The following is a 24325-nucleotide window of genomic DNA, read 5'->3' as shown; positions in this document are numbered from 1 at the left end:
TTCCTTCACCGAACCGTAAGCTGAGCCGATGCTCGACGTACGCCGCCTGCGGCTCCTGCGGGAACTCTCCCGCCGCGGCACCATCGCCGCCGTGGCCGAGGCCCTTGCCTTCAGCCCCTCCGCCGTCTCCCAACAGCTCTCCGCCCTGGAGCGCGAGGCCGGTCTGCCCCTGTTGGAACGCACCGGCCGCACGGTCCGGCTCACCCCGGCCGGGCTGCACCTGGTCGGGCACGCCGAGGTCGTGCTGGAGCGGCTGGAGCGGGCCGAGGCCGAACTCGCGCAGGCGCGCAGCGGCCTGGCCGGGGTGCTGCGCGTCGGCGCCTTCCCCACCGCGACCCGGGCCATCGTTCCCGCGGCCCTCACCCACCTGGCCCGCCGCCACCCGGGGCTGGAGCCGATGGTCCGCGAGATCGACCCGGCGGGGGTGGCGCACGCGCTGCGGGCCGGGGAACTGGACGTGGCCCTGGTCCACGAGTACGACTTCGTGCCCACGCCGCCGGAGCCTGGGCTGGCCACCCGCCCGCTCTACGTGGAGGCGATGTACCTCGCCGAGCCCGCGGGTGCCCCGTTCGACGGCACGCCGGCCGACGGCGCACCGCTCCCCGACCTCCCCGACCTCCCCACCGACCCGCCGGAGCGGGACCCCGCCCCCGACCCCGACCCCGCCCCCCTCCACCAGGACGCGGTGCTGCGCGCCCGGCGCGACGCTCCGTGGATCACCGCCACCACCGGCACGCTCTGCCACGCCATGACCGTACGGGCCTGCCAGGCGGCCGGGTTCACCCCCCGCGTGCGCCACCAGGTCGACGAGTTCGCCACCGTCCTCGCCCTGGTCGCCGCCGGGCAGGGCGTGGCCGTCGTACCGCGCCTGGGGGTGACGGACCCGGCGGATCCCGCCGTCACCCTCACCCGCCTGCGCATGGAGCGCCGTACGAAGATCGCCTGCCGCGCGGGGTCCGGCGGACACCCCGCCGTGGCCGCCTTCGCGCGCGCCCTGCGGGCCGTCCTGCCACCCGATCCGGCCACGCCGCGCCCCGAGGCGTGACGCGACTCCCGCCCGGCGCGACGTCCGTGTACGTTCGATGATCCAGACCGATTCCGAACCTTCAGAGTGGGGAACGACGTGACACATCGCGTACGGGGCGTCATCGCGCGGAGCAAGGGCGCACCGGTGGAGACGACGACCATCCTCGTGCCCGATCCGGGCCCGGGCGAAGCCCTCGTCAAGATCCAGGCCTGCGGGGTCTGTCACACCGACCTGCACTACCGCGAGGGCGGCATCAACGACGAGTTCCCCTTCCTCCTCGGCCACGAGGCGGCCGGTGTCGTCGAGTCCGTCGGCCCGGACGTCACCTCGGTCGCCCCGGGCGACTTCGTCGTCCTCAACTGGCGCGCGGTGTGCGGCACCTGTCGGGCGTGTCGCAGGGGCCGTCCCTGGTACTGCTTCGCCACGCACAACGCCGTGCAGCCCATGACCCTGGAGGACGGCACGCCGCTCTCCCCGGCGCTGGGCATCGGGGCCTTCGCCGAGAAGACGCTGGTCGCCGCCGGGCAGTGCACCAAGGTGGACCCGGCGGCCTCGCCGGCCGCCGCCGGACTCCTCGGCTGCGGGGTGATGGCCGGCCTCGGTGCCGCCCTGAACACGGGCAACGTCGGCCGCGGTGACTCGGTGGCCGTGATCGGCTGCGGGGGCGTGGGCAACGCGGCGGTCGCCGGCGCGCGGCTCGCGGGCGCTTCGAAGATCATCGCCGTCGACCTGGACGAGCGGAAGCTGGAGTGGGCGCGCGGCCTGGGCGCCACCGACACGGTGAACGCGCGCACCGAGGACGTGGTCAAGGCGATCCAGGCCCTGACCGGCGGCAACGGCGCCGACGTGGTCATCGAGGCCGTCGGCCGGCCCGAGACCTACCGGCAGGCCTTCTACGCCCGCGACCTGGCGGGCACGGTGGTCCTGGTCGGCGTCCCCACGCCGGACATGAAGCTCGAACTCCCCCTCCTCGACGTCTTCGGACGCGGCGGCGCGCTGAAGTCCTCCTGGTACGGGGACTGTCTGCCCGAGCGGGACTTCCCGCTGCTGGTCGACCTCTACCTCCAGGGTCGCCTCGACCTGGACGCGTTCGTCTCGGAGACCATCCCCCTCGACGGGGTCGAGGAGGCCTTCGCCCGCATGGAGCGCGGCGAGGTGCTCCGTTCGGTCGTCACCTTCTGAGAGCGCTGCGCCGGGGCCGCCGGCCGGACCGGGGTCGGGCGGGGGCGTCGCCCGTCCCCGTCCGCCCGGTCGCCTATTGTGCGGTTCATGAGTGAAAGAGCTGACGAGCAGGCCCCCTTGCAGCCGATGCCCACCGACTGGGAGCGCGCCCTCGCGGTGGTGGCCCACCCCGACGACCTGGAGTACGGCTGCGCGGCGGCCGTCGCCGACTGGACCGACGGCGGCCGCGAGGTCGTCTACGTCCTCGCCACCCGGGGCGAGGCCGGCATCGACACCGTCGACCCGGCGGCCTGCGCCCCGCTGCGCGAGGCCGAACAGCGCGCGAGCGCGGCGGTCGTCGGGGTGTCCACGGTGGAGTTCCTCGACCACCGCGACGGGATCGTCGAGTACGGTCTCGACCTGCGCCGGGACATCGCGGCCGCCATCCGGCGCCACCGTCCCGAGCTGGTCGTCACCCTGAACCACCGTGACACCTGGGGCGGTCAGGGGGGCGGCGGGGCCTGGAACACCCCCGACCACCGCGCCGTCGGCCGCGCCACCCTGGACGCGGCGGCCGACGCCGGCAACCGGTGGATCTTCCCCGAGCTGATCTCCGAGCAGGGCCTCCAGCCGTGGAACGGGGTGCGCTGGGTCGCGGTCGCGGGCTCCTCCACCCCCACGCACGCCGCCGACGCCGGGCCCGGCCTGGAACGGTCGGTGAAGTCCCTGCTGGAACACAAGGCCTACATCGAGGTGCTGACCGACCAGGACCCCGAGGAGTACGTACGGACCTTCCTGACGGGCAACGCGCAGCAGGCCGCGGCCCGCTTCGGCGGCCGTCCGGCGGTGCCGTTCGAGGTCTTCCCCCGCTGACCGGCCCGCCCTAGGCTGACGGTCCGTCAATTCCGGTTCGGGGGGCACGCGATGATCGACACGGTCACCACGGAGATCGCCGAGGGCGAGGAACGCCTGCGCCTGGAGGTCGCGGACGGGATCGCCGTCCTCACCCTGTGCCGCCCGGAGAAGCTCAACGGGTGGAGCTGGGAGTCCACCCGCCAGCTCGGCCTGCTGGCCGACCGGATCCGCTTCGACCCCTCCGCGCGCGTGGTGCTGCTGCGCGCGGAGGGGCGGTCCTTCTGTGCGGGCATCGACGTGACCGCGCCCGGCGGGGCCATCACGGGCGACTCCGCCGCGCAGCGGACCCGCAACTACTACGAGGGCATCCGCTGGGTCCACGAACGCTTCGCGGTCCTCTCCCGCTTGCCCCAACCCGTCGTCGCCGCGGTGCAGGGCCACTGCCTCGGCTTCGGCTTCGAGCTGGCTCTGATGGCTGACGTCCGCGTCGCCGCCGAGGACGCCGTCTTCGCCCTGCCCGAGGCCCGGCTCGGGGTGGCCGTGGACGCGGGCGGTGACCTGCGCGTCGCCCGGGAGGCGGGCGCCGGCTGGGCCAAGCTGCTGGCCCTGACCGGCCGCAGGATCGACGCCGCGACCGCGGAGCGACTGGGCCTCGTCCAACTGCGCGTACCCGGAGCCGAGCTGGACGCCACCGCGCGCGCCCTCGCGGCCGAGATCGCGGCGAACGCCCCCCTCGCGGTGCAGGGCATCAAGAGGGCCGTCGACTCCTACGTCGACGCCGCCCTGCCCGCCGCCCTCGACGGGGTCGCCATGAACGCCGCCCTCACCCTCACCTCCGAGGACTGCCGGGAGGGGTACGGCGCCGGCGCGAGCCGCAGGACACCCCGCTTCAAGGGGGCCTGAGCACCCCCGGCGAGGGCCTACGGGGTGAACCGGCCGCGCCCCAGCTGCTCGCGCACCGGCACCACCTCGGGCTGGACCAGCGCCCTGCGCTGCCAGTTCGCCCCGTCGACGACCAGGGTGTGCCCGGTGACGAACCGGGCGTAGGGGGAGGCCAGGAAGGTCGCGGCCCAGCCCAACTCGCGCGGTACGCCGACCCGCAGGGCGGGCTGTCGGGCGGCGTGGTCCCCGCCGGGAGCGCGGGCGAGGCCGCCGCGGATGTCCTCGGTCATGTCGTCGTGCGGGAACAGCCCGGGCACCAGTGCGTTGATCCGGATCCCGTACGGGCCCCACTCGACGGCGAGCGTCTCCACCAGGTTCTTCACGCCGGCCTTGGCGGCGGCGCTGTGGGCGAAGCCGGGGCCGCCGGTCCACGCGTACGAGGCGCCCACGCTGACGATCGCCCCCGGCGTGCCGGCCGCGAGGTGGCGGCGGCCGAACTCGCGGGTGGCGAACCAGGTTCCGGTGAGCGTGGTGTCCACCACCGCCCGCCAGGCGTTGGGGGACAGGTCCTCCGCCGGGCAGGGGAAGTTGGCCGCCGCGTTGTTCACCAGGACGTCGGGACGCCCGAGCGCGCCCTCGGCGGCGTCGAAGACCTCCGCGACCCGCTCCGGGTCGCGGACGTCGCAGACGGCGGCGGCGACCGGGCCCGCGCCCGGCACCGCCGCCAACTCCGCGCGGGCGCGCTCCAGCCGCTCCGCCCGGCGGCCCGCGACGACCACGCCCGCGCCGAGCCGGGCGAACTCGGCGGCGATGGCCTTGCCCAGCCCGGTGCCACCGCCGGTCACCAGGACCACCTGTCCCGCGTAGGTACCGGCGGGCAGGGCGGTGGCGCCGAGCGGGGGCGGCGCGGGCAGCCCGCGCGGGGTGTCGTCCGTCATGGGGCATCGATAGCGCGTGGAGGCCGAGATCTCCATGCCCCGGTCGGGATCAGCCCTGCGGGGCGTACGCCTGCCGGCTCGCGCAGTTCCAGACGAGGGGGCCGCCGGAGACCGTGCTCATGTCCCAGTAGGTGCCGCCGACGCGGTCGTCGTCGCTGACGGTGCGCGCGCTGCTGCGCGCGTACCGGTCCGCGCCGGCCGGGTGGGGCAGCGCGAGCGGGGCGCCCTTGCCCGACCAGAGGGCGGCCTGCGTGTACTGGGCGAAGCCCTCCTCGAAGGTCATGGCGGTGCCGACGCTCACGTTGGTGCTCGGGCTGATCGCCTCCAGCGTGAGCTGCTTGTAGCCCGCGACCTTGCCGGGGCTGGTGGGCAGGGCGTCGTAGGGCTTCTTCCACAGGGCGGGGGTGCGCTGCTGGTCGTCGCGCCAGCCGTAGTGCTCGTAGCCGACGACGCGGCCGTTGTTGTCGATGTCCCGCGCGTACGAGGCCCACGACCAGTGGCCCTCGTTCCAGATCTGGAGGCTGTAGGGCGGGTAGCCGCCGCCGGCGGGCCAGACGACGGGGAAGGTCTTGCTGACCGTCTCGTCGTTCGCGGCGTCGTAGTACTCCGAGTGCGCCGTGCCGACGATGTCGCCGCGCTTGTTGATGCCGCTCACGGAGACGATCCTGGCGCTCGGGTGCGCGTCCGCGGGGACGGGCAGCTCCCGGACCACCTTCCCGTCGACCCACTCCTTGGCGACGCCGTCGTCCAGGGCCACCACGTGGCCGGCGTCGTTGACGTTCGCCGCGCCGCTGCGCGTGGAGACGGCCGTGATCAGCTGCACCGCGGCCGCGCCCTGCCGGTAGGTGAAGGCGGCGGTGGCGCCGTCCGAGGTGCGGGTGACCGAACCCACCATCAGACCCTTGGCGTTGACGTCCGTGACCAGGCCCTCCTGGAAGCCCTCCGGGAGCGGTACGGCGTGCGGGGTGTGCTCGGGGCCGGTCCAGTAGACGGGCAGCCGTCCGCTGTCGCCCGCGACGAGCGCGTTCGCGCCGAAGGCGCGGGCCTCGCCGCCGCTGCGGCCCGGGAGGGAGGGCAGGACGTCGACGGACGGGGTGCACGCGGCGGGCGCGCCCGGCGTGGCCGCGGAGGCGGGGCCGGCGGCGGTGACGATCCCGGCGAGGACGACGGCCGCGGCGGCCGTGACGGCGGCCCGGCGGCCGAGGGTGTGGGTCATGGTGTGGATCCCCCTGAGAAGTGCGGGGGGCGCGCGTTCGTGCACCCGGAGCGGTGGTCGGCTCCGGGCGTGCTGTGACCCCCCGTGTCATGTCATATGCCCTGTGGCAGCGGCTTGTTGATGTTATCCCCACGTTCCCGTGTTCACCCCTGGTTCACGCGTCCGATTTTCGAGCCCGGCGGCGTGCGGGAGCCGCCGCCCGGGCCGACCTCCGTCCCGTCCCCGTCTCCAGGGTTCCCAACGGGGCAAGCGACCGCTTAGTATGCCGCCGAGCGTGGTCCCTCGACGGCGGCTGGAGGCCCCGGATGCAGGCATGGCGAGTACACACCCTGGGAGAACCCCGAGAGGCCATGCGCCTGGAGGAGGTCCCCGAACCGGTGCCCGGCGAGGGCGAGGTGAGGATCAGGGTGCTCGCGGCGAACCTCAACTTCCCCGACGCCCTCCTCGTACGGGGCCAGTACCAGATCCGGCCGCCGCTGCCCTTCACCCCCGGCGTGGAGGTCTGCGGCCTCACCGACGACGGCCGCCGCGTCATCGCCAACCCCAGCCTGCCCCACGGCGGCTTCGCCGAGCACGTCGTCGCCCCCGAACGGGCGCTGCTCCCCGCACCCGAGTCCCTGGACGACGCCGAGGCCGCCGCCCTGCACATCGGCTACCAGACCGGCTGGTTCGGCCTGCACCGCCGCGCCCGCCTCCGGGCCGGCGAGACCCTCCTCGTGCACGCCGCGGCCGGCGGCGTCGGAAGCGCCGCCGTCCAGCTCGGCAAGGCCGCCGGAGCCACCGTCATCGGGGTCGTCGGGGGCAAGGCCAAGGCGCGCACCGCCGAGGAACTCGGCTGCGACCTGGTCGTCGACCGCACGACCGAGGACGTCGTCTCCCGGGTGAAGGAGTTCACCGGCGGCCGCGGCGCCGACGTCGTGTACGACCCCGTCGGCGGCGACTCCTACACCGCCTCCGCCAAGTGCGTGGCCTTCGAGGGGCGCATCGTCGTCGTCGGCTTCGCCGGCGGCACCGTCCCCACCCCCGCCCTGAACCACGCCCTCGTCAAGAACTACTCCATCCTCGGCCTGCACTGGGGCCTCTACGCCGCCAAGGAACCGGCCGCCATCGCCGCCTGCCACGGCGAACTGACCCGCCTCGCCGCCGAAGGGGCGATCAAACCCCTGATCAGCGAGACCATCGCGCTGCCCGCCGTCGCCGACGCCGTACAGCGCCTCGCCGACGGCGCCACCACCGGCCGACTGGTCCTCGTCCTGCCCCGGGAGCGGGGGAGCGCCCGATGACCGCGACCACCCCCGAGGCCCTCCTCGCCCGCGTACGGGACCTGCTCGCCGCGCACCCGCCCGCGACCACCCCCCGCGCCGACTTCCTGCGGGCGCGCTTCGACGCCGGACTCGCCTGGGTGCACTTCCCCGAGGGCCTCGGCGGGCTCGACGCCCCCCGCACCCTCCAGGCCGTCGTGGACGCCGAACTGGAGGCCGCCGAGGCCCCCGACAACGACCCGCGCCGCATCGGCATCGGCCTCGGCATGGCCGCGCCGACGATCCTCGCCTACGGCACCGAGGAGCAGAAGCGCCGCTTCCTGCGCCCCCTGTGGACGGGGGAGGAGGTCTGGTGCCAGCTCTTCAGCGAACCGGGCGCCGGATCCGACCTCGCGGCCCTCGCCACCCGCGCCGTCCGCGACGAGGACGACGGCGACTGGGTCGTCGACGGACAGAAGGTGTGGACCTCCAGCGCGCACACCGCCCGCTGGGCCATCCTCATCGCCCGCACCGACCCCACCCTGCCCAAGCACCAGGGCATCACCTACTTCCTGTGCGACATGCACGCCCCCGGCGTCGAGGTCCGCCCCCTGCGCCAGATCACCGGCGAGGCCGAGTTCAACGAGGTCTTCCTCACCGGCGTCCGCGTTCCCGACGCCCACCGCCTCGGTGCCGTGGGCCAGGGCTGGGCCGTCGCCCGCACCACCCTGATGAACGAACGCGTCGCGATCGGCGGCATGCGCGTCCCCCGCGAGGGCGGCATGATCGCCCCCCTCGCCGCCACCTGGCGCGAACGCCCCGAACTGCGCACCCACGCCCTGCACCAGCGCCTGCTGGAACTGTGGGTCGAGGCCGAGGTGGCCCGCCTCACCGGCGAGCGGCTGCGCCAACAGCTCGCCGCCGGCCGACCGGGCCCCGAGGGCAGCGGCATGAAGCTGACCTTCGCCCGCCTGAACCAGGAGATCAGCTCCCTGGAGGTCGAACTCCTCGCCGAGGAGGGCCTGCTGTACGAGGACTGGACGATGCGCCGCCCGGAGATCGTCGACTTCACCGGCCGCGACGCCGGGTACCGCTACCTGCGGGCCAAGGGCAACAGCATCGAGGGCGGCACCAGCGAGATCCTCCTCAACATCGTCGCCGAACGCGTCCTCGGCCTGCCCGCCGAACCCCGCGACGACAAGGACACCCCGTGGAAGGACCTCCTGCGATGACGGCACCGGTCGACCTGCTCTACTCCGAGACCGAGGAGGAACTGCGCTCCGCCGTACGGTCCCTGCTCGCGGACCGCTGCGCCCCCGCGGACGTGCTCGCCCGCGCCGAGACCGGCGACCCCTACGACGCCGCCCTCTCGCGCACCCTCGGCGCCGACATCGGCGCCGCCGGGCTCCTCGTGCCCGAGAAGCTCGGCGGCGCGGGCGCCGGCCACCGGGAGGCCGCCGTGGTCCTGGAGGAACTGGGGCGGGCCGTGGCCCCCGTCCCGTACCTGACGGGCTCCGTCCTGGCCGTCGAGATCCTGCTGGGCTGTGACACCACCGCCCCCGACACGGCCGCCCTGCTCCGCGAGATCGCCGCCGGCCGCCTTACGTGCGTCCCCGCCGTCCCCCTCACCCTGGCCCCCGGCGCGCCCCTGCCGCACCCCGTCCACGACACCGGCGACGGACTGCTGACCGGCACGGTGACCTCCGTCGCCGACGCGCGCGCCGCCGACGTCCTGCTGGTCCTCGCCGACACCGGACTGCACGCCGTCCCCGCCGAGGCGCTCACCCTCACGCCCGCCGTCCCGCTCGACCTGACCCGCCCGCTCGCCCGCGTCACCCTCGACGGGGCCCCCGGCACCCGGCTGGCGGACGCCGCCACCGCCCGTGCCGCCCTCGCCGGAGCACTGCTGTCCGCCGCCGGGCTGCTCGCCTCGGAACAGCTGGGCATCGCCGAGTGGTGCCTCACCGAGACCGTCACCCACCTGCGCGCCCGCCACCAGTTCAACCGCCCCCTCGGCTCCTTCCAGGCCCTCAAGCACCGGCTGGCCCGCCTCTGGCTCGACGTGGCCTCCGCCCGCGCCGCGGCCCGCGCGGCGGCCGACGCCCTCGCGACCGGAGCCCCGGACGCTCCGCTCACCGTCGCGGTCGCCCAGGCCCACTGCTCCGGGGTCGCGGTCCGCGCGGCCGAGGAGTGCGTACAGCTCCACGGCGGCATCGGCATGACCTGGGAACACCCCGCGCACCTGTACCTCAAGCGGGCCAAGGCCGACTCCCTGGCCCTGGGCACCACCGGCCACCACCGCGGCCTGGTCGCGGACTTCGCGGAGCTCCCCGCCCCGTAGACGACAAGCACCCCGCCCCGCGGAGGTGACCTCGCCCCGTACCCCGCGTTAGACCCCGTAGCGCGGACCAATCGAGCGAGGGAGACCGTATGCGCACCGCATCCGTCGTCGCACCACCGACCCGTCGCGCGGTCCTGCGGGCGGCCTTCACCGCGGCCGTGCTCGCCGGCACGGCCGCGACCCTGGGCCCCGTCCTGCGGGCCCGGCGGCCCCGGCAGACGCTCACCCCGGCCCCGCTCGCCGAGGAGAGCTACCGGGGCCGGCACATCAGCGTCGACCTCGCGACCGCGGCGGTCCGCATCGACGGCCGTCCCCTGCACGTCATGCGCCGCGCCGACGGCAGCTACCTCAGCGGGATCAACCACTTCGAGTCCTACGCGACCCCCATGGAGCTGGCCCGCGCCGCCGTCGACGAACTCGGCACCACACAGCTGGCCCTCGCGGCCCCCCACCACGGCTGACGGACCGGCCGACCGGCCGGGAGGCCGGCCGGCGGGCCCGCACGGGAGGAGCCCCGCCTTGTACACCCGGCAGAACCAGCGGAACCTGACCAGCGCCCAGAAGAAGCGCTTCACGGCGGCCGTCCTCGCACTCAAGCGCGACGGCACGTACGACGCCTTCGTGCGCACCCACGACAGGTACTTCGTCCCCGACCGGGACCGCAAACTGCGCGTGGGCCACATGTCCCCGTCGTTCTTCCCCTGGCACCGGCGCTACCTGCTGGAGTTCGAGAAGCTGCTGCGGGCCGTCGACCCCGGGGTGTCCATCCCCTACTGGGACTGGACCGCCGACCAGAGCCCGGTCTCCTCCCTGTGGGCCGAGGACTTCCTCGGCGGCACCGGCCGGGCGAGCGACCGCAAGGTCATGACCGGCCCCTTCGCCCACGACACCGGCAACTGGACGATCACCGTGGGCGTCTCGGAGGCCCGCTTCCTCACCCGCAACCTGGGCCGGCCCGCCAACCCCATCGCCCTGCCCACCGCCGCCGAACTCCAGTGGGCCCTCGACGACCCGGTCTACGACGTCTCGCCCTGGGACTCCACCGCCACGGCCGGGGGCTTCCGCAACCGGTTGGAGGGCTGGGCCGCGCCCAAGAGCGAACGCTGGCGCAACCACAACAAGGTCCACCAGTGGATCGGCGGCCACATGACGGGCGGCACCGCCCCCAACGACCCGGCCTTCTGGCTGCACCACGCCTTCGTCGACCTGCTCTGGGACCGCTGGCAGCAACGGCACCCCGACTCCGGCTACCTGCCCGCCGCGCCCCTGGCCTACGGAGACCTCCAGCGCGGCCGGGTGATCGCCCTCGACGAGCCGATGCCCCCGTGGGACGTCACCCCGCGCGAGATGCTCGGACACCAGGGCGTCTACCGCTACGAGGCGTAGCCCCCGGTCCCCCCGGCCCCACCGGTCCTCGGGTCCGCCCGGGGCCCATGGGCACGCGGGAACGGGCACGCGGAAAGGCCCCCGCCACAGGGCGGGGGCCTCGTGCCCGCAGGCGTGCGGTCGATCAGCCGCCGTAGCCCTCGGTGTGGTGGTCGCCGCCGTGGCCCGAGGCGTTCACGCAGGTGTTGCCGAACGCGGGGTTCAGCAGGCCGATCACGTTCACGGTGTTGCCGCAGACGTTGACCGGGACGTGGACCGGAACCTGGACCAGGTTGCCGGACAGGACACCGGGGGAGCCGACCGCCGCACCGTGCGCTCCGGCATCGGCAGCCGCCAGACCCGCACCGGCCGCCAGGGCGCTACCGGCGGCAGCGGTGATGACGAATGCCTTCGCGATACGCGACATCAAGATCTCCTCCTGAGACGTGGGCGCCGCACTCTTCTGCGGCGTTCGACATGGCATACAACGCGGGGACCGCCGAGTGGTCACGGCCCGTGCGCCTACCCGGTGAATCGGATCGAGGCGAAGTACGGCCGCACCTGCGCGACCGACCCCGGCGCCAGCCGCGCCACGGCCGGGCCCGCGCAGCGCGGCTCGCGGTGGAAGGTGGCCGTGGCCCGGGTCTTGTTGGTGACGGCACGGGTACCGCCGCCCTCGGCCTCGACGCAGCCCTTCGGGGAGGTCACCCCGTGGACCCGGTCGTCCTGGCCGACGTACTGGAACGCCGGCCCGCCGGCCGGGGCGGGGCCCGCGGCGCCGACGGCGCCGGCCGCCAGCAGCAGGACGGACAGGCCCCGCAGCGCGCGCGGTACGGGGCGGGAGAAGAGAGTGGCTCGCATGCCGGTCCAACCCGGCCCGCCCCCGAGGGGGTCACGCCTTGTCACCCCCGGCACGGCTGTGCGAACGTGCCGGGGAGGCGCCGGCCGCGCGCGGCCGCCCCGCCCCGTACGACCGGCACCGGATCCAGGAGCACAGGCATGAGCGCAGCGGGCGGCGACCGCCCCCGGGTCGACACCCGGTACGGCACGGTCGAAGGCCGGTGGGGCGCCGACGGGAGCGCCGTCTTCCGGGGCATCCCCTACGCCGCCGCGCCGGTCGGCGCCCGCCTCTTCGCGGCGCCCGCGCCCCCGGCCGCCCGGGACGACGTACGCGACGCGGGCGCCTTCGGGCCCACCGCGCCCAAGGTGCCCTATCCGCCGACCTTCGCCGCGCTGCTGCCCGACCCGGTGGTCGAGGGCGACGACTGCCTGAACCTCAACGTGTGGACCCCCGCCCCGGACCCCGGGGCCCGCCGGCCCGTCATGGTGTGGATCCACGGCGGCGCCCACACCCGGGGCTCCTCCGCCGTCCCCGTCTACGACGGCGCGGCCTTCGCCCGCGACGGCGTCGTGCTCGTCTCGATCAACTTCCGGCTCGGCATCCTCGGCTACGGCCTCTTCCCCGACGCGCCCGCCAACCGGGGCCTGCTCGACCAGATCGCCGCCCTCGAATGGGTCCGCGACAACATCGCGGCCTTCGGCGGGGACCCCGGGCGGGTCACCGTCTTCGGCGAGTCCGCCGGAGCGATCAGCGTCGGCGCCCTCCTGGCCGCCCCCCGCGCCGCCGGCCTCTTCCACCGGGCCGTCCTGCAGAGCGGCGCCCCCGAGGCGCTGCCCCGCCGGGGGGTGCGGGCCATGGTCCGCAGGATGGCCGCCCTGCTCAAGGTACCCGCCACCGCCACCGCCTTCGCCGCCGCCGGCACCGGGGCGCTGCTCACCGCCCAGGCGGCGGTGCTGCGCCGGTCCTCCCCGCTGCTCGGCACGGCCGCCTTCGGCCTGGTCGAAGACCCCGACACGCTGCCCGTCGACCCGCTGCGGGCGGCCGCGCGGTCCCGGGTGCCGCTGCTGGTCGGCTGGACCTCCGAGGAGTACCGGCTGTGGCTCGCGCCCACCGGCGGGATGCGGACCATGGACCGGCTCGGCCCGCTGACCGTGGAGCTGGCCCGCGCCCGCAGCGGCAAGGACCGGGCCGCCGTACGGGACCTGCGGGCCGCCCTGCCCGACGCCGGACCGGCGGACCTCGCCGGACACCTGATCACCGACCGGCTGTTGCGCGACCCGCTGCGCCGGCTCGCGGGAGCCCCGCGGTCGGCGCCGAGCCACCTCTACGAGTTCCGGTGGCCCAGCGGCGTACCGGGTCTCGGGGCCTGCCACGCCCTGGAGTTGGGCTTCGTCTTCGACACCCTCCGGGTGCCCGAGGCGTCCTGGCTCGCCGGACCCGACGCCCCGCAGTGGCTCGCCGACGAGATGCACGCGGCCTGGGTGGCCTTCGCCGTGGACGGCGACCCGGGTTGGGCCCCCTGGGACGGCGCCGGCCCGCCGAAGGCGTTCGGCGGGCCGGGGCACGAGGGGGGACCGGGGCGGCGGTCGCAGGCGGGGACGCCGCTTCCTACTCGACGGGGCCTTCCATCACCTGGCTGATGAACTGGATGGGCCCCTCACCCATGTTCGGCACGTAGGTCTTGGCGTTGTGCTGGCCGCCCGGGATCACGCGCAGGCTGGTGTGGACCGGGCCCTTGGTGAAGGTCTGGACGAACTTCTGCACGTCCGGGAGCGTCTTCTTGTTGTTCTCGTTGTCACCGACCTGGAAGGCCAGGTAGACGTCCGGGCCCTTCTTGTCGATGAGTTGCTTGGCCAGCAGCTCGGGGTTGTTCTCGGCCTTCTCCTTCTCGTGGCCCTTCCACAGGGAGGAGTCCGGGACGATGTCCGGGCCGGAGGCGATCACGGCCTTGAACTTGTCCGGGTGCTTCAGCACGGCCTTCAGACCCGCGAACCCGCCCGTGGAGGAGCCCATGAAGGCCCAGCCGTCACGGGACTTGACGGTGCGGAAGTTCTCCCGCATCAGGTCGGGGACGTCCTCGGTGAGCCAGGTGCCCATCTTGGGCTGGCCGGGGATGTCCGAGCCGTCCCAGTAGACGCCCTTGTCGTCGGGGGCCGGGTTCAGTACGGGCATGGCGAGGATGAAGGGCTTGCTCTTGCCCTCGGCGTACCACTTGCTGATGCTGGTCTGGAGACCGAGGTCGGTGCCCATCCAGTAGTTGTTGGGGAAGCCCGCGCCGCCCGGCAGGGCGATCATGACCGGGAAGCCGCTCTTGGCGAACTTCGGGTCGTTGTACTCCTTGGGGGCCCACACCCAGACCTTGCCGGTGAAGCCGGACTTCTTGCCGGTGATCGTGGTGACGGCCACGTGGGTGCCGTCGTTCAGGGTCATCGAATTCTTGAAGTCGGCCTGCGGGCCGGTCGGCATGAGCATCTTCGAGTTGGGCGCGGACTTGGCCGCGCCGCCCTTGCCGTCGGGCGTCTTGCCGAAGGACACGGCCTTGCCCTTGTCGGTGAACGGCGGTATCTCGAAGTGGTTCATCACGAGCGCGGCGGCGCCCGCCAGGGCCAGCACGGTGCCGCCGGCTATGAGCCAACGCTTGACCTTGGACTTGCGGCGCGGCGGCTCCTGCCCGTACGGGTCGTAGGGCTCGTACGGCTGCTGCTGCGCGTCGTGGGGCCGGTACTGCTCGTGCTCCCGCGGGTCGAAGAGCGGCTGCTGCTGCGTGGCCTGCTCACCGCGCTGCTCCCGGTAGGAGTCCGACTGCGGCGGGCGGGGCGGCTGTCCGTACGGCGGCGGGGCCTGCTGCGGCTGCCGGCCGTAGGGGCCCGGCGGCGGGGGCGGCGGCTGGCCCTGCGGCGCGTAGGGGGGTCGCCCCTGCGCCGGTCCGGACGGTCGGTCCTGCGGGCGGCCGTGGGGCGGCTGCTGAGGGTACTGCCCTTCCGGCCGGCGCGGCGGCTGGTACTGCCCTTCGGGTGAGTGAGACATGTGCGGTGGCTCTCCGGCTGTTGCCGCCCCGTCGGGCGTGTGGACTGCTTCCGTTCGAATGATGAACGAAACGCCCTTCGGGTTCCCAATTTTTCCTTCTCTTGGGATCTCGTAGGGGAGCCCATGACCCGAGCGCCGAACGGCGGTCCGCGCCGCACCGCCCGCGACCGTCTCCCCGGCCCGCGACCCCCCGCCCCGGTCCTCCTGGCCGGGCGCCAGGGGCGCCGGGCAGGACCGGGGCGGGGGGTCGGTGGAGGGCCTGGTGGGGGGCCGCAGGACCGTTACGCCGGGATCAGCGTCTTGCGTCGCCGCCTGCGGGGCGCGGCGGCCGAGAGGCGCAGTTCGATGAGGGAGCGCACGGTGGGCCACTCCTCGTCGAGCACCGAGTAGAAGGCCGTGCTGCGCACCGCTCCGTCCAGCCCTCTGGAATGGGCCCGGCGGACCCCTTCGCAGGTGAAGCCGAGACGTTCCATCGCGGCCCTGGAGCGGCCGTTGCGGGCGTCCGCGCGCAACGAGATGCGGCGTACGCCCCAGGTCTCGAAGGCGTGGCGGAGCATGAGCAGCTTGGCCTCGGTGTTGATCCCGGTGCCCTGGGCGCTCGGGGACAGCCAGGTGTTCCCGATCTCGGCGGCGTCGGGGATGGCGGTCGCCGGATCCCCGAAGGGGACGCCGGGCACGGCGGGCCACACCAGCGGACCCTGCCAGTAGTCGAGATCCAGGAACCGGGTCGAACCGACGACCCGCCCGTCAGAAGCTCTGACCACGGCGAACGCCAGCGAACGACCCGCGGCCTGATCGGAGAGGGCGCGGTCGATGTACTCGTGGGACGCCTGCAACCCGTGCGGAACGGGTGTGAAGGCGTAAGTCGTACGATCCTCGGCCCCGGCCACGGCCAGGGCCTCGGTGTGGTGGGGGGCGAGGGGCTCGAGCCGCACGGAGCGGCCGGCGAGGAGTACGGGTACGGGCACGGAGCCTTCGGTCCTTCTGGGCGGTGGGGTGGTTGCACAGTCTGCGCTCCTGACGTCGCCCCCCGCGCAAAACGCGAGTGAAAGGCAACGGGCTGTCAGGTGAACGCGAGTGGCTCAATGTAGCTCCTTAATCTCCTCTCATGAACCCCCAATTCGGCAATGGCGCGGTTACGTTTTTCGACGCGTTCCCTCCACGCGGGGAGACACTCGTCATCCTGGTCCACGCACGCCCGTCGAACCGCTCGACGCGGGTGCCCCGGACCGCCGTCCGGGCCGCCTCCGGACCTTGGATCATGGCCTCTGACCTGCGATGATGCGGAGACGGTCCGGTCGATCAAGGAGAGGACCCGCCGTCCGTCCCGATGGATGAAGCGGTCGCCCCGCCGGAGTAGCCGGGAATCGAACAGGCGGTCGTCGGTGGAGTGTCCGCAGGCCGCTCGACCGCGCCCGTGATCCGGTTGCGCCACCCGGGTGGGGAGCGGGTCCGGAGGGGCCCCGCGAGAGGGTGCGGAGCGCCTGCGCCGACGAGGCGATCGACGGGGCGAGCGGCGGGCGTCGGCGGGCGTCGGAGGGTCTCCCGACCGGTCGCGGCGGGGCCTTTCGTCGGGCCCCCGGGTGCCCATCGGCGCCCGGGGGCGCGGCCGTGCCGTGTCAGGCTGTCTGGAGGGTGGTGCGCAGCCGGTAGCGGTCGCCGCCGTACTCCACCGTCGACAGCAGCAACGGGCGCCGGTCGCGGGTGTACACGGTCTGGTCGAGGACGAGGACGGGCGCTCCCGGGGCGATCGCGAGGTGCCCGGCGAGGGTCTCGTCGGCCGTCCGCGCCTCGATGGTGGCCTCGGCGTACTCCGGCGCGACGCCCCAGCGCCGGAGTTCGTCGAAGAGGGAGGCCTCGCGGAAGTCCGTCCGGGACAGGTCGGGCGCCAGGGCGGCGACGATCAGGGTCCGGTCGAGCGCGATGCGTACGTCGTTCAGCAGCCGGACCCGCTCCAGGCGCGTCAGCGGGGTGCCGGCCGGGACCCCGAGGCGGTCCGCGTCGTCCAGGGACGCCGTGACGGTGTCGTGGCGCAGCACCAGCGAGCCGGGCCGCATGTGCTTGCGGCGGGCGGTGGCGGTGAAGGACTCCAGGTCCTTGGGCCAGTCCCGGGCGGGGGTGGGCGCGGTCGGGGCCGCGACGAACCAGCCGCGCCCGTGGGAGGCGGTGACCAGGCCCTGCTCCACGAGGTGCGCGAGCGCCCGGCGCAGGGTGACGCGGGAGACGTCGAGCCGCGTGCACAGCTCGCGTTCGGGCGGCAGCCGGCTCCCCTCGGACAGCCCGCGCCGGGCGATCTCCTCGCGGATCCGGTCGGCGGCCCGGGACCACAGGGGGGCGACCCCGTCGGCGGTGACGGGGTCGGGGGCGGTGGCTTCGTCGGTCATGGAACGGACCATACCACTGGCTACCACTTGGTTCGGGGCGGAAGTCCCGGCCTGCCGGGACCTTGGACACCGGTTGGCCCGACCCGGGGTAGACCACCCAATACCACCGTTGACCACGAACGGACCACTCACTACGTTCGGGAGCGTCCCCACCCCCCGCTCGACGAGGAGCACCACCGATGAGTACGGCCACCGCCCCGCCCGTCACGGCGCCGACCCCAGGCCGCAGGCCGGCCCGGATCATGCCGTTCATGCAGCGCATCGGCCGGAGCCTGATGCTGCCGGTGGCCACCCTGCCCGCCGCCGCCCTGCTCACCCGCCTCGGCGGCGCCGACCTGCTGGGCCGGGAGGAATTCCCGGAACTCGTGCGGCGGCTCGCCCTCGTGCTCGCCGCCGCCGGGCAGACCGTCTTCACCCACCTGCCGCTGCTCTTCGCGATCGGCGTCGCGATCGGCTTCGCGAAGAAGGCGGACGGTTCCACCGCCCTGGCCGCCGTCGTCGGTCACCTCGTCTTCACGGCCGTGCTCGCCAGTCCCGCCTTCCCCAAGGGCGTCGACGGGGAGCCCCTCGACGCGAAGGTCTTCGGCGGCATCGTGATGGGCCTGGTCGCCGCGCTCCTCTACCAGCGCTTCAGCCGCACGAAGCTGCCCGACTGGCTCGGCTTCTTCGGCGGGCGCCGGCTGGTCCCCATCCTCAGCGCCTTCGCCGGCGTGGGCATGGGCGTGGTCTTCGGAGTGGTCTGGCCGACGGTCGGAACCTGGTTCTTCCACTTCGGTGAATGGCTCGTCGGCACCGGAGCCTGGGGCGCCGGCCTCTTCGGCCTCGTCGTCCGCGCCCTCATCCCGGTCGGCATGCACCACTTCTTCTCGGTGTTCCCCTGGTTCGAGGCCGGCTCCTACGTCAACCCGGCCACCGGCGTGGAGGTCCACGGCGACATCGCCCGCTTCCTGGCCGGCGACCCCACGGCCGGACAGTTCATGACCGGCGGCTTCCCGATCTACATGTTCGCCCTGCCCGCCGCCGCCCTGGCCATCGCGCACACCGCCCGCCCCGAGAACCGCGTGATGGTCAAGGGCATGATGATCTCCGTCGCCCTGACCTCCTTCGTCACCGGCGTCACCGAGCCCATCGAATTCGCCTTCATGTTCGTGGCCCCCGTCCTCTACGCCGTCCACGCCCTCCTCTTCGGCGCCTCGATGGCCCTGTGCTACGCCCTCGGCATCCGCGACGGCTTCGGCTTCTCCTCCGGAGCCATCGACTACGTGGTCAACTTCGGCATCGCCACCAAGCCGCTGCTGCTCATCCCCATCGGCCTGGCCTTCGCCGCGCTCTACTACGTGATCTTCCGCTTCGCGATCGTCCGGTTCGACCTCCCGACACCGGGGCGCGAACGCGACCCGGACGGGACGCCCCCGCCCTCCGCCTGAGTCCCGCGGCCTTCCCGGCCCCGCCCCGCTGCACTTCCCCTTCCTCTTCCCAGAGCCAGGAGCACTGTCGTGTCCGCATCCCGCATCACCTTCCTCGAAGGCCAGGCCGGCCAGGGCGCGGCCCTCGCCCGGATCGCCGAGCGCGTCCGCGAACGGCTCGCCTCCCCCGGGGCCGCCGCGCTGCGCGCCGCCCGCCGCCCGCTGTTCACCGGCATCGGGGCCTCGTACGCCGCTCTCGCCGTCCCCGTCGAACAGCTGCGCGCGGCCGGGATCGTCACCCAGCGCGTGCTGTCCAGCGAGATCGAGAACGGCACCCGCGGCTTCGACACCGACTGCCTGATCGGCGTCTCCCAGGGCGGCCGCAGCTCCGAGACCCTGGCCGCCTTCCGGGCGGCCGGGGACGACATCGCCAAGGTCGCGCTGCTGAACGTCGTGCCGTCACCGCTCGGCGACCTCGCCGACCTCACCGTCGACCTCGGCAACGAGCCCGACTCCTACGCCTCCACCATCGGCTACACCGGCACCGTCGTCGCCCTCGACCTGATCGCGGGCGTGCTCGCCGGCCGCGCCGGGGACCCCTGGGCGGACATCGAGCGGCACACCGCCGCCGTCCACCGGCAGGCCGTCGAGGTCGTCGCCGCCCTCGCCGAGCGGGGCGCCCGCTGCGTCGCCTCCGACGGGGTGGCCGCCGGCGCCTCCCGGGCCTCCGCCGAGGAGGGCGCGCTGCTGCTGCGCGAGGTGGTCCGGATGACCGGCGCCCACTCCGCCACCCGCAACTACCTGCACGGGGAGATGGAATCCGCGGGCGACACCCTCCACCTGGTCTACGGCGACGGGCGCGAGCTCGACCTCGCCCGCTCCCTCGCCGGCGCCGGCCACCTCACGCTCCTGATCACCACCGCGGACGTGGACCTCGCGGAGAACCTGTACACGGTGCGCCTGCCGCGCTGCGCCGACGCCGTCCGGGTGGTCCTGGAGACGGTGGTCCTCCAGGAACTGGTGGCCCGGCTCAGCGTCGAGCGGAACGTGCCGATCGAGTCGTTCGTGTTCGCCAACCAGGACACCAAGCTGGGTGGCCTCGACCTCGCCGACTTCGAACCCGCGGCCCCCACCCCCGCTGCCGCCCCCTGACCGGCCGCCACCCGGCCCCCCGGCCGGGCGGCGGCGACCGCCTGGGATCATCCCCGTATGGACTTCGCGGGAGGTCGGGCGCCGAAGCCCGACGTGGCAGGGGCGCTGGCCCGACTGGGCGCCGTCGGGGGCTTCTTCACCGTCGCGTACGGGCCCAGGGAGCCCGGCCCGGGCTTCCGGCCGCTCGACGTGCTCTACGGCGAGGAACTCGCCCCCTGGGTCGCCGAGGTGGGTCGGCGCATCGGCGGCGGACCCGACCGGGTGGCCGCCTCCACCGCCCAGTTCGGGATCGCGGCGCGGCTGTGGTCCCTCGGCCTGGGGTGCGCGGCCCTGGCGGACCGGGTGCCGGACCTGGCCCCCGACCGCGTCCGGTGGCGGCTGCCCCGGTCGGGCTCGATGGAACTGTGGCTCCCCGACCCCGGCGAGGGGCTGCCCGCCGAGGCGCTCGGGGACACCGTCCTCGGGAACCTGGCGGTGCTGGAGGCCCGGTTGCGCGCCGACCCCGGGGTGTCCGCCAAGGTGCTGCGCGGCAACGCGGCCTCCGGGCTGGTCGGGGCCCTGCGCGTGTTGCTCGACCGGGTCCCCGGCGGGCGGGCCGTGGCCCTGGCGGGTGAACTGCTGGCCGAGGGCGGGGCGTTGGCCGGCACCGGCACCTTCGTCCACGAGGAGGGGCTCGGGGTGGCCTTCGTACGGCGCAGCTGTTGCCTCTACTACCGGGTGCCGGGCGGCGGCTTCTGCGGGGACTGCGTCCTGCGCAGCAGGGGATAGCCGAGAGGGGCCCGCGGGGAACGGTGGACCGTTCCCCGCGGGCCCCTCGGAGGGCACGTCCTAGAAGGTCAGGTTCCAGGAGTCGATCTTGCCGGTGTCGCCGCCCGCGTTGTCGTTCACGCGCAGCTTCCACGTGCCGTTCGCCACCTCGGAGGAGGCGTTGACGGTGTAGGTGGTGTTGATGTTGTCGGCGCTGCCGCCGGCACGGTTGTGGACCGTGTAGACGGAACCGTCCGGGGCGATGAGGTCGACCTTCAGGTCACCGATGTAGGTGTGGACGATGTTCACGCCCACCTTCAGGGTCGCCGGCGCGTTGCCCGTCACACCGCTGACGGTGAGGGGGCTCTCCACGGTGGTGTTGTCGCCGATGGCGACGTCACCGAGGTTCTCGAAGTACTTGCCGGGAGGCGGGGTGGAGCCGCCCACCGCCTTCAGGGCGTCGACCTGGCCCTCACCGAAGAAGCCGTTGTTCGCGGCGGTCCCGGTGCACCGGCTGTCCGACGGGCAGGGCACGTCGTTGGCCTGGACGGCCAGCTTGTCGCGCAGCTGCGCCGGGGTGATGCCGGGGTTGGCGCTCACGAGCAGCGCGGCCACGCCGGCCACGTGCGGGCTGGCCATGGAGGTGCCGCTCATGGTGCCGTACTTGCCGCCCGGGAGGGTGGAGTAGATGTCGCTGCCCGGGGCGGCGATGTCGATGACGCCGCGACCGTAGTTGGAGAAGGAGGCCTTGGAGACGCCCGAGCCGTTGGCCGCGACCGTGACGACGCCCGGCAGCTCGGTCGGGATGTCGAGGCAGGCGTTGGTGATGGTGCGGGTGACCGGCGTCGAGTCGTTCGGGCTCTCGGTGTCGGTCGTCTTGTTGGCCAGGTCCAGGTTGGAGTTGCCGGCCGCCGCGACCTGGAGCGAGCCCTTGCGCTCGGCGTACTCCTGGGCGCGCTTGACGCCCTCGATGATCGCGGCCTGGTCGGCGTTGTCCGGGCAGTTGAACTGCCACGGGTCCGTGTAGTAGCTGTTGTTGGTGACCTTGAAGCCGTGGTCACCGGCCCAGACGAACCCGCAGACGGTGTTCTCGGCGAAGAAGAGCGAGGAGCCCGGCTCGGCGATGCGCACCGAGGAGATCTTCACGCCCGGGGCCACGCCGATGGCGCCCTTGCCGTTCTTGGCGGCGGCGACCGTACCGGCCACGTGCGTGCCGTGGGTGCCGACGTCGCGCCAGGCACCGGTGCGGGTGTCGGGCTTGCCGTACGCGCAGGACGCGGAGTCCGCCGCGTTGAAGTTCGGCGCCAGGTCCTGGTGCTGGTCGTCCACACCGGTGTCGAGGATGCCGACCTTGACGGAGGCGGAGCCGGTGGTGACGGCCCAGGCCTGGTCCGCCTTGATCTGGCTCATGTCGGTACGGACGGGCTCGCCCGCCGGGGTGGTGGACTGCGCCGGGTTGGCGGGCAGCGCCGGGTTGTAGGCGTCGGCCGGTACGTCCGAGGTACGGGTGGCGCCCACCTGCTGGACCCCGCTGACGCCGCGCATGGTGGCGGCGAAGGAGGCCGAGGTGGAGTGGGCGACGATCACGCCGATCTGGTCGAAGTACGAGAAGACCGTACCGCCGTTGGCGGTGACGGCGGACCGTACGGCCGAGCTGTCACCGGCGGCGGTGATCACGAGGTAGGCGCGGGTGCCGGCGGCCCAGGTCGCACTCTGGGACGTCGCGGCAGCGGCCTGCGGGGCGGCCGCGGGAGCGGCGGCCGAGGGGGAAGCGGGAGAGACGGGATCGGTGCCCGCGAGGGCGGTGGGCGCCCCGAGGGTCAGGGCGGCGCCGAGAGCGGCGGCCAGCACCAGGGCACGTCGGGGGCGGCTGGATATGTGGGGTATCAATGCGTCCTCCGTTGACCCGGTGGGGGCTGGTGGCACCTACCGGGTCGTACGAAACGAGTGGTGGACGCAAGATGTCAGACGTCCGGCCCCGGAGGGAAGTACCTTTTGGACCGGACGACTTATGGACCCGGTGGCCGAAAACCGCCCCTCGGTAAGCGGGGTGAATCGTTCCGCCGCCTTCGTCGGACTTGCCCGTCTCTCGGCCGCGGGTACGGGAACGCCGCGCCGCCGGCCCGGGAGGGGCGGGGCGCGGCGTTCGCCGCCCGTGGCCGCGGCGTCGCGAGGAGGGTCGACGCCGGGTCGGGACCGGCCGGACGGGGCACCGTGGGGGCGAGCCCTGCCCGGCCGGCGGCTGTGGGGGAAGGCGCCGCCTAGGCCGGCACCCCGTCCTTGTCCTTGGTGGCGGTCGACGGCGCGGGTACGGGGGCGGGGTCCGCGCCCGGTTCGGCCGGCGCGGCGTGTCCGTCGTCCACCAGCGTCGCCTCGTCGAACGGCAGCCGGCCGGCGAGGACTTCGGCGGCCCGCTCCCGGTCGAACTCCTTGGTCCACGTCCCGATCAGGACGGTGGCGACGGCGTTGCCCGCGAAGTTGGTCAGGGCCCGCGCCTCGCTCATGAACCGGTCGATGCCCACGATCAGGCCGACCCCGTCGACCAGTTCGGGCCGGTGCGTCTGGAGTCCGCCCGCCAGGGTGGCCAGGCCCGCGCCGGTGACGCCGGCCGCGCCCTTGGAGGCCACGATCATGAACAGCAGCAGCGAGACCTGCTCGCCCAGGGCCAGCGGCTTGCCCATCGCCTCGGCGACGAACAGCGAGGACATCGTGAGGTAGATGGCCGTGCCGTCCAGGTTGAAGGAGTATCCGGTCGGCACGGTGATGCCGGTGACCGGCCGCGAGACGCCCAGGTGCTCCATCTTCGCGATCAGGCGCGGCAGGGCCGACTCGGAGGAGGAGGTCGACAGGATCAGCAGGAACTCCCGGCCGAGGTAGCGCAGCAGGGTGAACACGTTGATCCCGGTGCACAGCCTCAGCAGCGCGCCCAGCACCACGAAGACGAACAGCACGCAGGTCGCGTAGAAGCCGATCATGATGACGGCGAGGGACTTGAGCGCGTCGACGCCGGTCGCGCCGACCACCGCCGCGATCGCTCCGAACGCGCCCACCGGCGCGGCCCACATGATCATCGCCAGCACGCGGAAGACCAGCCGCTGCACGTGCCCGATCCCGCGCAGCACCGGCTCGCCGGCCGTGCCCATGGCCTGGAGCGCGAACCCGCACAGCAGCGCGACGAGCAGCGTCTGGAGCACCTGGCCGCCGGTGAAGGCCGACACCAACGTGGTCGGGATGATCCCCAGCAGGAACTCCGGGGTGCTCTGCGCCCCGCCCGCCTTGGCCTGCGCCTCGCCGGCGTGCCGCGCGGCCTCGGTCAGGTGCAGCCCGCTGCCGGGTTCCAGCAGGTTGCCCACCAGCAGTCCGATGGCCAGGGCCACCGTGGACATCACCATGAAGTACCCGAGGGCCAGCCCGCCCACGGCACCGACCTTGGCGGCCTTGCGCACCGATCCGATGCCCAGCACGATCGTGCAGAAGATCACCGGGGAGATCATCATCTTGATGAGGTTGACGAAGCCGGTGCCCAAGGGTTTGAGCTCCACGGCCACGCCCGGCGCGGCGAAGCCCACGACGATGCCGAGCACCACCGCGGCGATCACCGCGATGTAGAGGTAGTGGGTTCTGTCGCGTCTGGCGGCCACGTGCGCCTCCCGGTCTGTGATTGCGTTCCGGGAGACCATCGCCCACCCTGTGACCCCGGTCACCCTTGCGTTCATTGAGTTCACGAGCCGGTGCACACTGA

Annotated in this window: 22 protein-coding genes; 13 read left to right on the top strand and 9 right to left on the bottom strand. The window is 73.8% G+C overall.

All coding sequences use genetic code 11. From position 1 onward, the window contains the following. Positions 1–28: 28 nt before the first annotated feature. The 4 genes from AB0D01_RS27310 (at position 29) to AB0D01_RS27295 (ending at position 3946) form a co-directional block, all read left to right on the top strand. Positions 29–1045 carry a LysR substrate-binding domain-containing protein gene (locus tag AB0D01_RS27310; RefSeq protein ID WP_363059722.1) on the top strand — a complete coding sequence of 339 codons (1017 nt, stop codon included), beginning with the start codon at positions 29–31 and terminating at the stop codon, positions 1043–1045. 78 nt (positions 1046–1123) lie between these two features. Beyond that, the gene (locus AB0D01_RS27305) at positions 1124–2209 is read left to right on the top strand and encodes an S-(hydroxymethyl)mycothiol dehydrogenase (protein ID WP_363059720.1); all 1086 of its coding nucleotides are present in this window, start codon (positions 1124–1126) and stop codon (positions 2207–2209) included. A gap of 87 nt (positions 2210–2296) precedes the next feature. Then, a complete protein-coding gene (locus tag AB0D01_RS27300; protein WP_363059718.1) occupies positions 2297–3061 on the top strand; it encodes a PIG-L deacetylase family protein in 765 nt (254 codons plus the stop codon). Positions 3062–3112: 51 nt separating this feature from the next. Continuing rightward, the gene (locus AB0D01_RS27295; RefSeq protein WP_363059716.1) at positions 3113–3946 is read left to right on the top strand and encodes an enoyl-CoA hydratase/isomerase family protein; all 834 of its coding nucleotides are present in this window, start codon (positions 3113–3115) and stop codon (positions 3944–3946) included. Between the two features lie 17 nt (positions 3947–3963). Here AB0D01_RS27295 and AB0D01_RS27290 read toward each other — a convergent pair whose 3' ends face one another. Then, on the bottom strand, positions 3964–4863 hold the full coding sequence (locus AB0D01_RS27290) for an SDR family oxidoreductase (RefSeq protein ID WP_363059714.1): 900 nt from the start codon (positions 4861–4863) through the stop codon (positions 3964–3966). A 49-nt stretch (positions 4864–4912) separates the two neighbouring features. Beyond that, positions 4913–6079: a hypothetical protein gene (locus AB0D01_RS27285; protein ID WP_363059712.1), complete on the bottom strand. Its 1167-nt coding sequence runs from the start codon at positions 6077–6079 to the stop codon at positions 4913–4915. Positions 6080–6384: 305 nt separating this feature from the next. Here AB0D01_RS27285 and AB0D01_RS27280 point away from each other — a divergent pair, with 305 nt between their 5' ends. The 5 genes from AB0D01_RS27280 to AB0D01_RS27260 all read left to right on the top strand — a co-directional run bounded on the left by AB0D01_RS27280 (position 6385) and on the right by AB0D01_RS27260 (position 11047). After that, positions 6385–7362: an NADPH:quinone oxidoreductase family protein gene (locus tag AB0D01_RS27280; protein ID WP_363059710.1), complete on the top strand. Its 978-nt coding sequence runs from the start codon at positions 6385–6387 to the stop codon at positions 7360–7362. Next, positions 7359–8552, top strand: coding sequence for an acyl-CoA dehydrogenase family protein (locus tag AB0D01_RS27275; protein ID WP_363059708.1), 1194 nt, complete (start codon positions 7359–7361; stop codon positions 8550–8552). Before AB0D01_RS27280 ends, AB0D01_RS27275 begins: the two co-directional genes overlap by 4 nt. Next, positions 8549–9661: an acyl-CoA dehydrogenase family protein gene (locus tag AB0D01_RS27270; RefSeq protein WP_363059706.1), complete on the top strand. Its 1113-nt coding sequence runs from the start codon at positions 8549–8551 to the stop codon at positions 9659–9661. Before AB0D01_RS27275 ends, AB0D01_RS27270 begins: the two co-directional genes overlap by 4 nt. A gap of 89 nt (positions 9662–9750) precedes the next feature. Further along, the gene (locus AB0D01_RS27265) at positions 9751–10122 is read left to right on the top strand and encodes a tyrosinase family oxidase copper chaperone (RefSeq protein WP_363059704.1); all 372 of its coding nucleotides are present in this window, start codon (positions 9751–9753) and stop codon (positions 10120–10122) included. A gap of 58 nt (positions 10123–10180) precedes the next feature. Beyond that, on the top strand, positions 10181–11047 hold the full coding sequence (locus AB0D01_RS27260) for a tyrosinase family protein (protein ID WP_363059702.1): 867 nt from the start codon (positions 10181–10183) through the stop codon (positions 11045–11047). Positions 11048–11171: 124 nt separating this feature from the next. On the opposite strand, the gene AB0D01_RS27255 is transcribed toward AB0D01_RS27260, so the two are convergent. Beyond that, positions 11172–11453, bottom strand: coding sequence for a chaplin (locus AB0D01_RS27255; protein ID WP_363059700.1), 282 nt, complete (start codon positions 11451–11453; stop codon positions 11172–11174). A 95-nt stretch (positions 11454–11548) separates the two neighbouring features. Then, entirely contained in the window at positions 11549–11887 is a 339-nt protein-coding gene (locus AB0D01_RS27250; RefSeq protein ID WP_363059698.1) for a hypothetical protein, read from the bottom strand. A 138-nt stretch (positions 11888–12025) separates the two neighbouring features. Between AB0D01_RS27250 and AB0D01_RS27245 the strand changes: the two genes are divergently transcribed. Then, positions 12026–13507, top strand: a complete 1482-nt coding sequence (locus AB0D01_RS27245; protein WP_363059696.1) for a carboxylesterase family protein — start codon at positions 12026–12028, stop codon at positions 13505–13507. On the opposite strand, the gene AB0D01_RS27240 is transcribed toward AB0D01_RS27245, so the two are convergent. The 3 genes from AB0D01_RS27240 to AB0D01_RS27230 all read right to left on the bottom strand — a co-directional run bounded on the left by AB0D01_RS27240 (position 13476) and on the right by AB0D01_RS27230 (position 17278). Then, positions 13476–14447 carry an alpha/beta hydrolase-fold protein gene (locus tag AB0D01_RS27240; RefSeq protein WP_363059817.1) on the bottom strand — a complete coding sequence of 324 codons (972 nt, stop codon included), beginning with the start codon at positions 14445–14447 and terminating at the stop codon, positions 13476–13478. The two genes, AB0D01_RS27245 and AB0D01_RS27240, sit on opposite strands and share 32 nt — an antisense overlap. Before the next feature lie 728 nt (positions 14448–15175). After that, a complete protein-coding gene (locus AB0D01_RS27235) occupies positions 15176–15862 on the bottom strand; it encodes a GNAT family protein (RefSeq protein ID WP_363059694.1) in 687 nt (228 codons plus the stop codon). 651 nt (positions 15863–16513) lie between these two features. Next, positions 16514–17278 carry a GntR family transcriptional regulator gene (locus AB0D01_RS27230; protein ID WP_363059692.1) on the bottom strand — a complete coding sequence of 255 codons (765 nt, stop codon included), beginning with the start codon at positions 17276–17278 and terminating at the stop codon, positions 16514–16516. Positions 17279–17457: 179 nt separating this feature from the next. On the opposite strand from AB0D01_RS27230, the gene AB0D01_RS27225 reads away from it, so the two are divergent. The 3 genes from AB0D01_RS27225 (at position 17458) to AB0D01_RS27215 (ending at position 20604) form a co-directional block, all read left to right on the top strand. Further along, positions 17458–18705: a PTS transporter subunit EIIC gene (locus AB0D01_RS27225; protein WP_363059690.1), complete on the top strand. Its 1248-nt coding sequence runs from the start codon at positions 17458–17460 to the stop codon at positions 18703–18705. Positions 18706–18774: 69 nt separating this feature from the next. Further along, the gene (locus AB0D01_RS27220) at positions 18775–19836 is read left to right on the top strand and encodes a hypothetical protein (RefSeq protein ID WP_363059688.1); all 1062 of its coding nucleotides are present in this window, start codon (positions 18775–18777) and stop codon (positions 19834–19836) included. A 57-nt stretch (positions 19837–19893) separates the two neighbouring features. Next, the gene (locus AB0D01_RS27215; RefSeq protein WP_363059686.1) at positions 19894–20604 is read left to right on the top strand and encodes a (2Fe-2S)-binding protein; all 711 of its coding nucleotides are present in this window, start codon (positions 19894–19896) and stop codon (positions 20602–20604) included. Between the two features lie 60 nt (positions 20605–20664). Here AB0D01_RS27215 and AB0D01_RS27210 read toward each other — a convergent pair whose 3' ends face one another. Together AB0D01_RS27210 and AB0D01_RS27205 are read right to left on the bottom strand one after the other, a co-directional pair. After that, positions 20665–22434 carry a S8 family serine peptidase gene (locus tag AB0D01_RS27210; protein ID WP_363059815.1) on the bottom strand — a complete coding sequence of 590 codons (1770 nt, stop codon included), beginning with the start codon at positions 22432–22434 and terminating at the stop codon, positions 20665–20667. Positions 22435–22844: 410 nt separating this feature from the next. Continuing rightward, positions 22845–24263 carry a cation:dicarboxylase symporter family transporter gene (locus AB0D01_RS27205; protein ID WP_363059813.1) on the bottom strand — a complete coding sequence of 473 codons (1419 nt, stop codon included), beginning with the start codon at positions 24261–24263 and terminating at the stop codon, positions 22845–22847. Between the last annotated feature and the right edge of the window lie 62 nt (positions 24264–24325).

It is taken from the genome of Streptomyces sp. NPDC048606, assembly GCF_040650855.1.
In the GTDB taxonomy this organism is placed as follows: Bacteria; Actinomycetota; Actinomycetes; order Streptomycetales; family Streptomycetaceae; genus Streptomyces.
This window is presented reverse-complemented; position numbering and strand designations above follow the sequence as displayed.

Bases quoted from the DNA above. Each gene is read 5' to 3' on its own strand.
- AB0D01_RS27245 (WP_363059696.1), top strand. From the start codon at position 12,026: ATGAGCGCAGCGGGCGGCGACCGCCCCCGGGTCGACACCCGGTACGGC.
- AB0D01_RS27230 (WP_363059692.1), bottom strand. From the start codon at position 17,278: ATGACCGACGAAGCCACCGCCCCCGACCCCGTCACCGCCGACGGGGTC.
- AB0D01_RS27285 (WP_363059712.1), bottom strand. From the start codon at position 6,079: ATGACCCACACCCTCGGCCGCCGGGCCGCCGTCACGGCCGCCGCGGCC.
- AB0D01_RS27280 (WP_363059710.1), top strand. From the start codon at position 6,385: ATGCAGGCATGGCGAGTACACACCCTGGGAGAACCCCGAGAGGCCATG.
- AB0D01_RS27300 (WP_363059718.1), top strand. From the start codon at position 2,297: ATGAGTGAAAGAGCTGACGAGCAGGCCCCCTTGCAGCCGATGCCCACC.
- AB0D01_RS27310 (WP_363059722.1), top strand. From the start codon at position 29: ATGCTCGACGTACGCCGCCTGCGGCTCCTGCGGGAACTCTCCCGCCGC.
- AB0D01_RS27275 (WP_363059708.1), top strand. From the start codon at position 7,359: ATGACCGCGACCACCCCCGAGGCCCTCCTCGCCCGCGTACGGGACCTG.
- AB0D01_RS27215 (WP_363059686.1), top strand. From the start codon at position 19,894: ATGGACTTCGCGGGAGGTCGGGCGCCGAAGCCCGACGTGGCAGGGGCG.
- AB0D01_RS27250 (WP_363059698.1), bottom strand. From the start codon at position 11,887: ATGCGAGCCACTCTCTTCTCCCGCCCCGTACCGCGCGCGCTGCGGGGC.
- AB0D01_RS27295 (WP_363059716.1), top strand. From the start codon at position 3,113: ATGATCGACACGGTCACCACGGAGATCGCCGAGGGCGAGGAACGCCTG.
- AB0D01_RS27265 (WP_363059704.1), top strand. From the start codon at position 9,751: ATGCGCACCGCATCCGTCGTCGCACCACCGACCCGTCGCGCGGTCCTG.
- AB0D01_RS27225 (WP_363059690.1), top strand. From the start codon at position 17,458: ATGAGTACGGCCACCGCCCCGCCCGTCACGGCGCCGACCCCAGGCCGC.
- AB0D01_RS27270 (WP_363059706.1), top strand. From the start codon at position 8,549: ATGACGGCACCGGTCGACCTGCTCTACTCCGAGACCGAGGAGGAACTG.
- AB0D01_RS27290 (WP_363059714.1), bottom strand. From the start codon at position 4,863: ATGACGGACGACACCCCGCGCGGGCTGCCCGCGCCGCCCCCGCTCGGC.
- AB0D01_RS27205 (WP_363059813.1), bottom strand. From the start codon at position 24,263: ATGGTCTCCCGGAACGCAATCACAGACCGGGAGGCGCACGTGGCCGCC.
- AB0D01_RS27255 (WP_363059700.1), bottom strand. From the start codon at position 11,453: ATGTCGCGTATCGCGAAGGCATTCGTCATCACCGCTGCCGCCGGTAGC.
- AB0D01_RS27240 (WP_363059817.1), bottom strand. From the start codon at position 14,447: ATGAACCACTTCGAGATACCGCCGTTCACCGACAAGGGCAAGGCCGTG.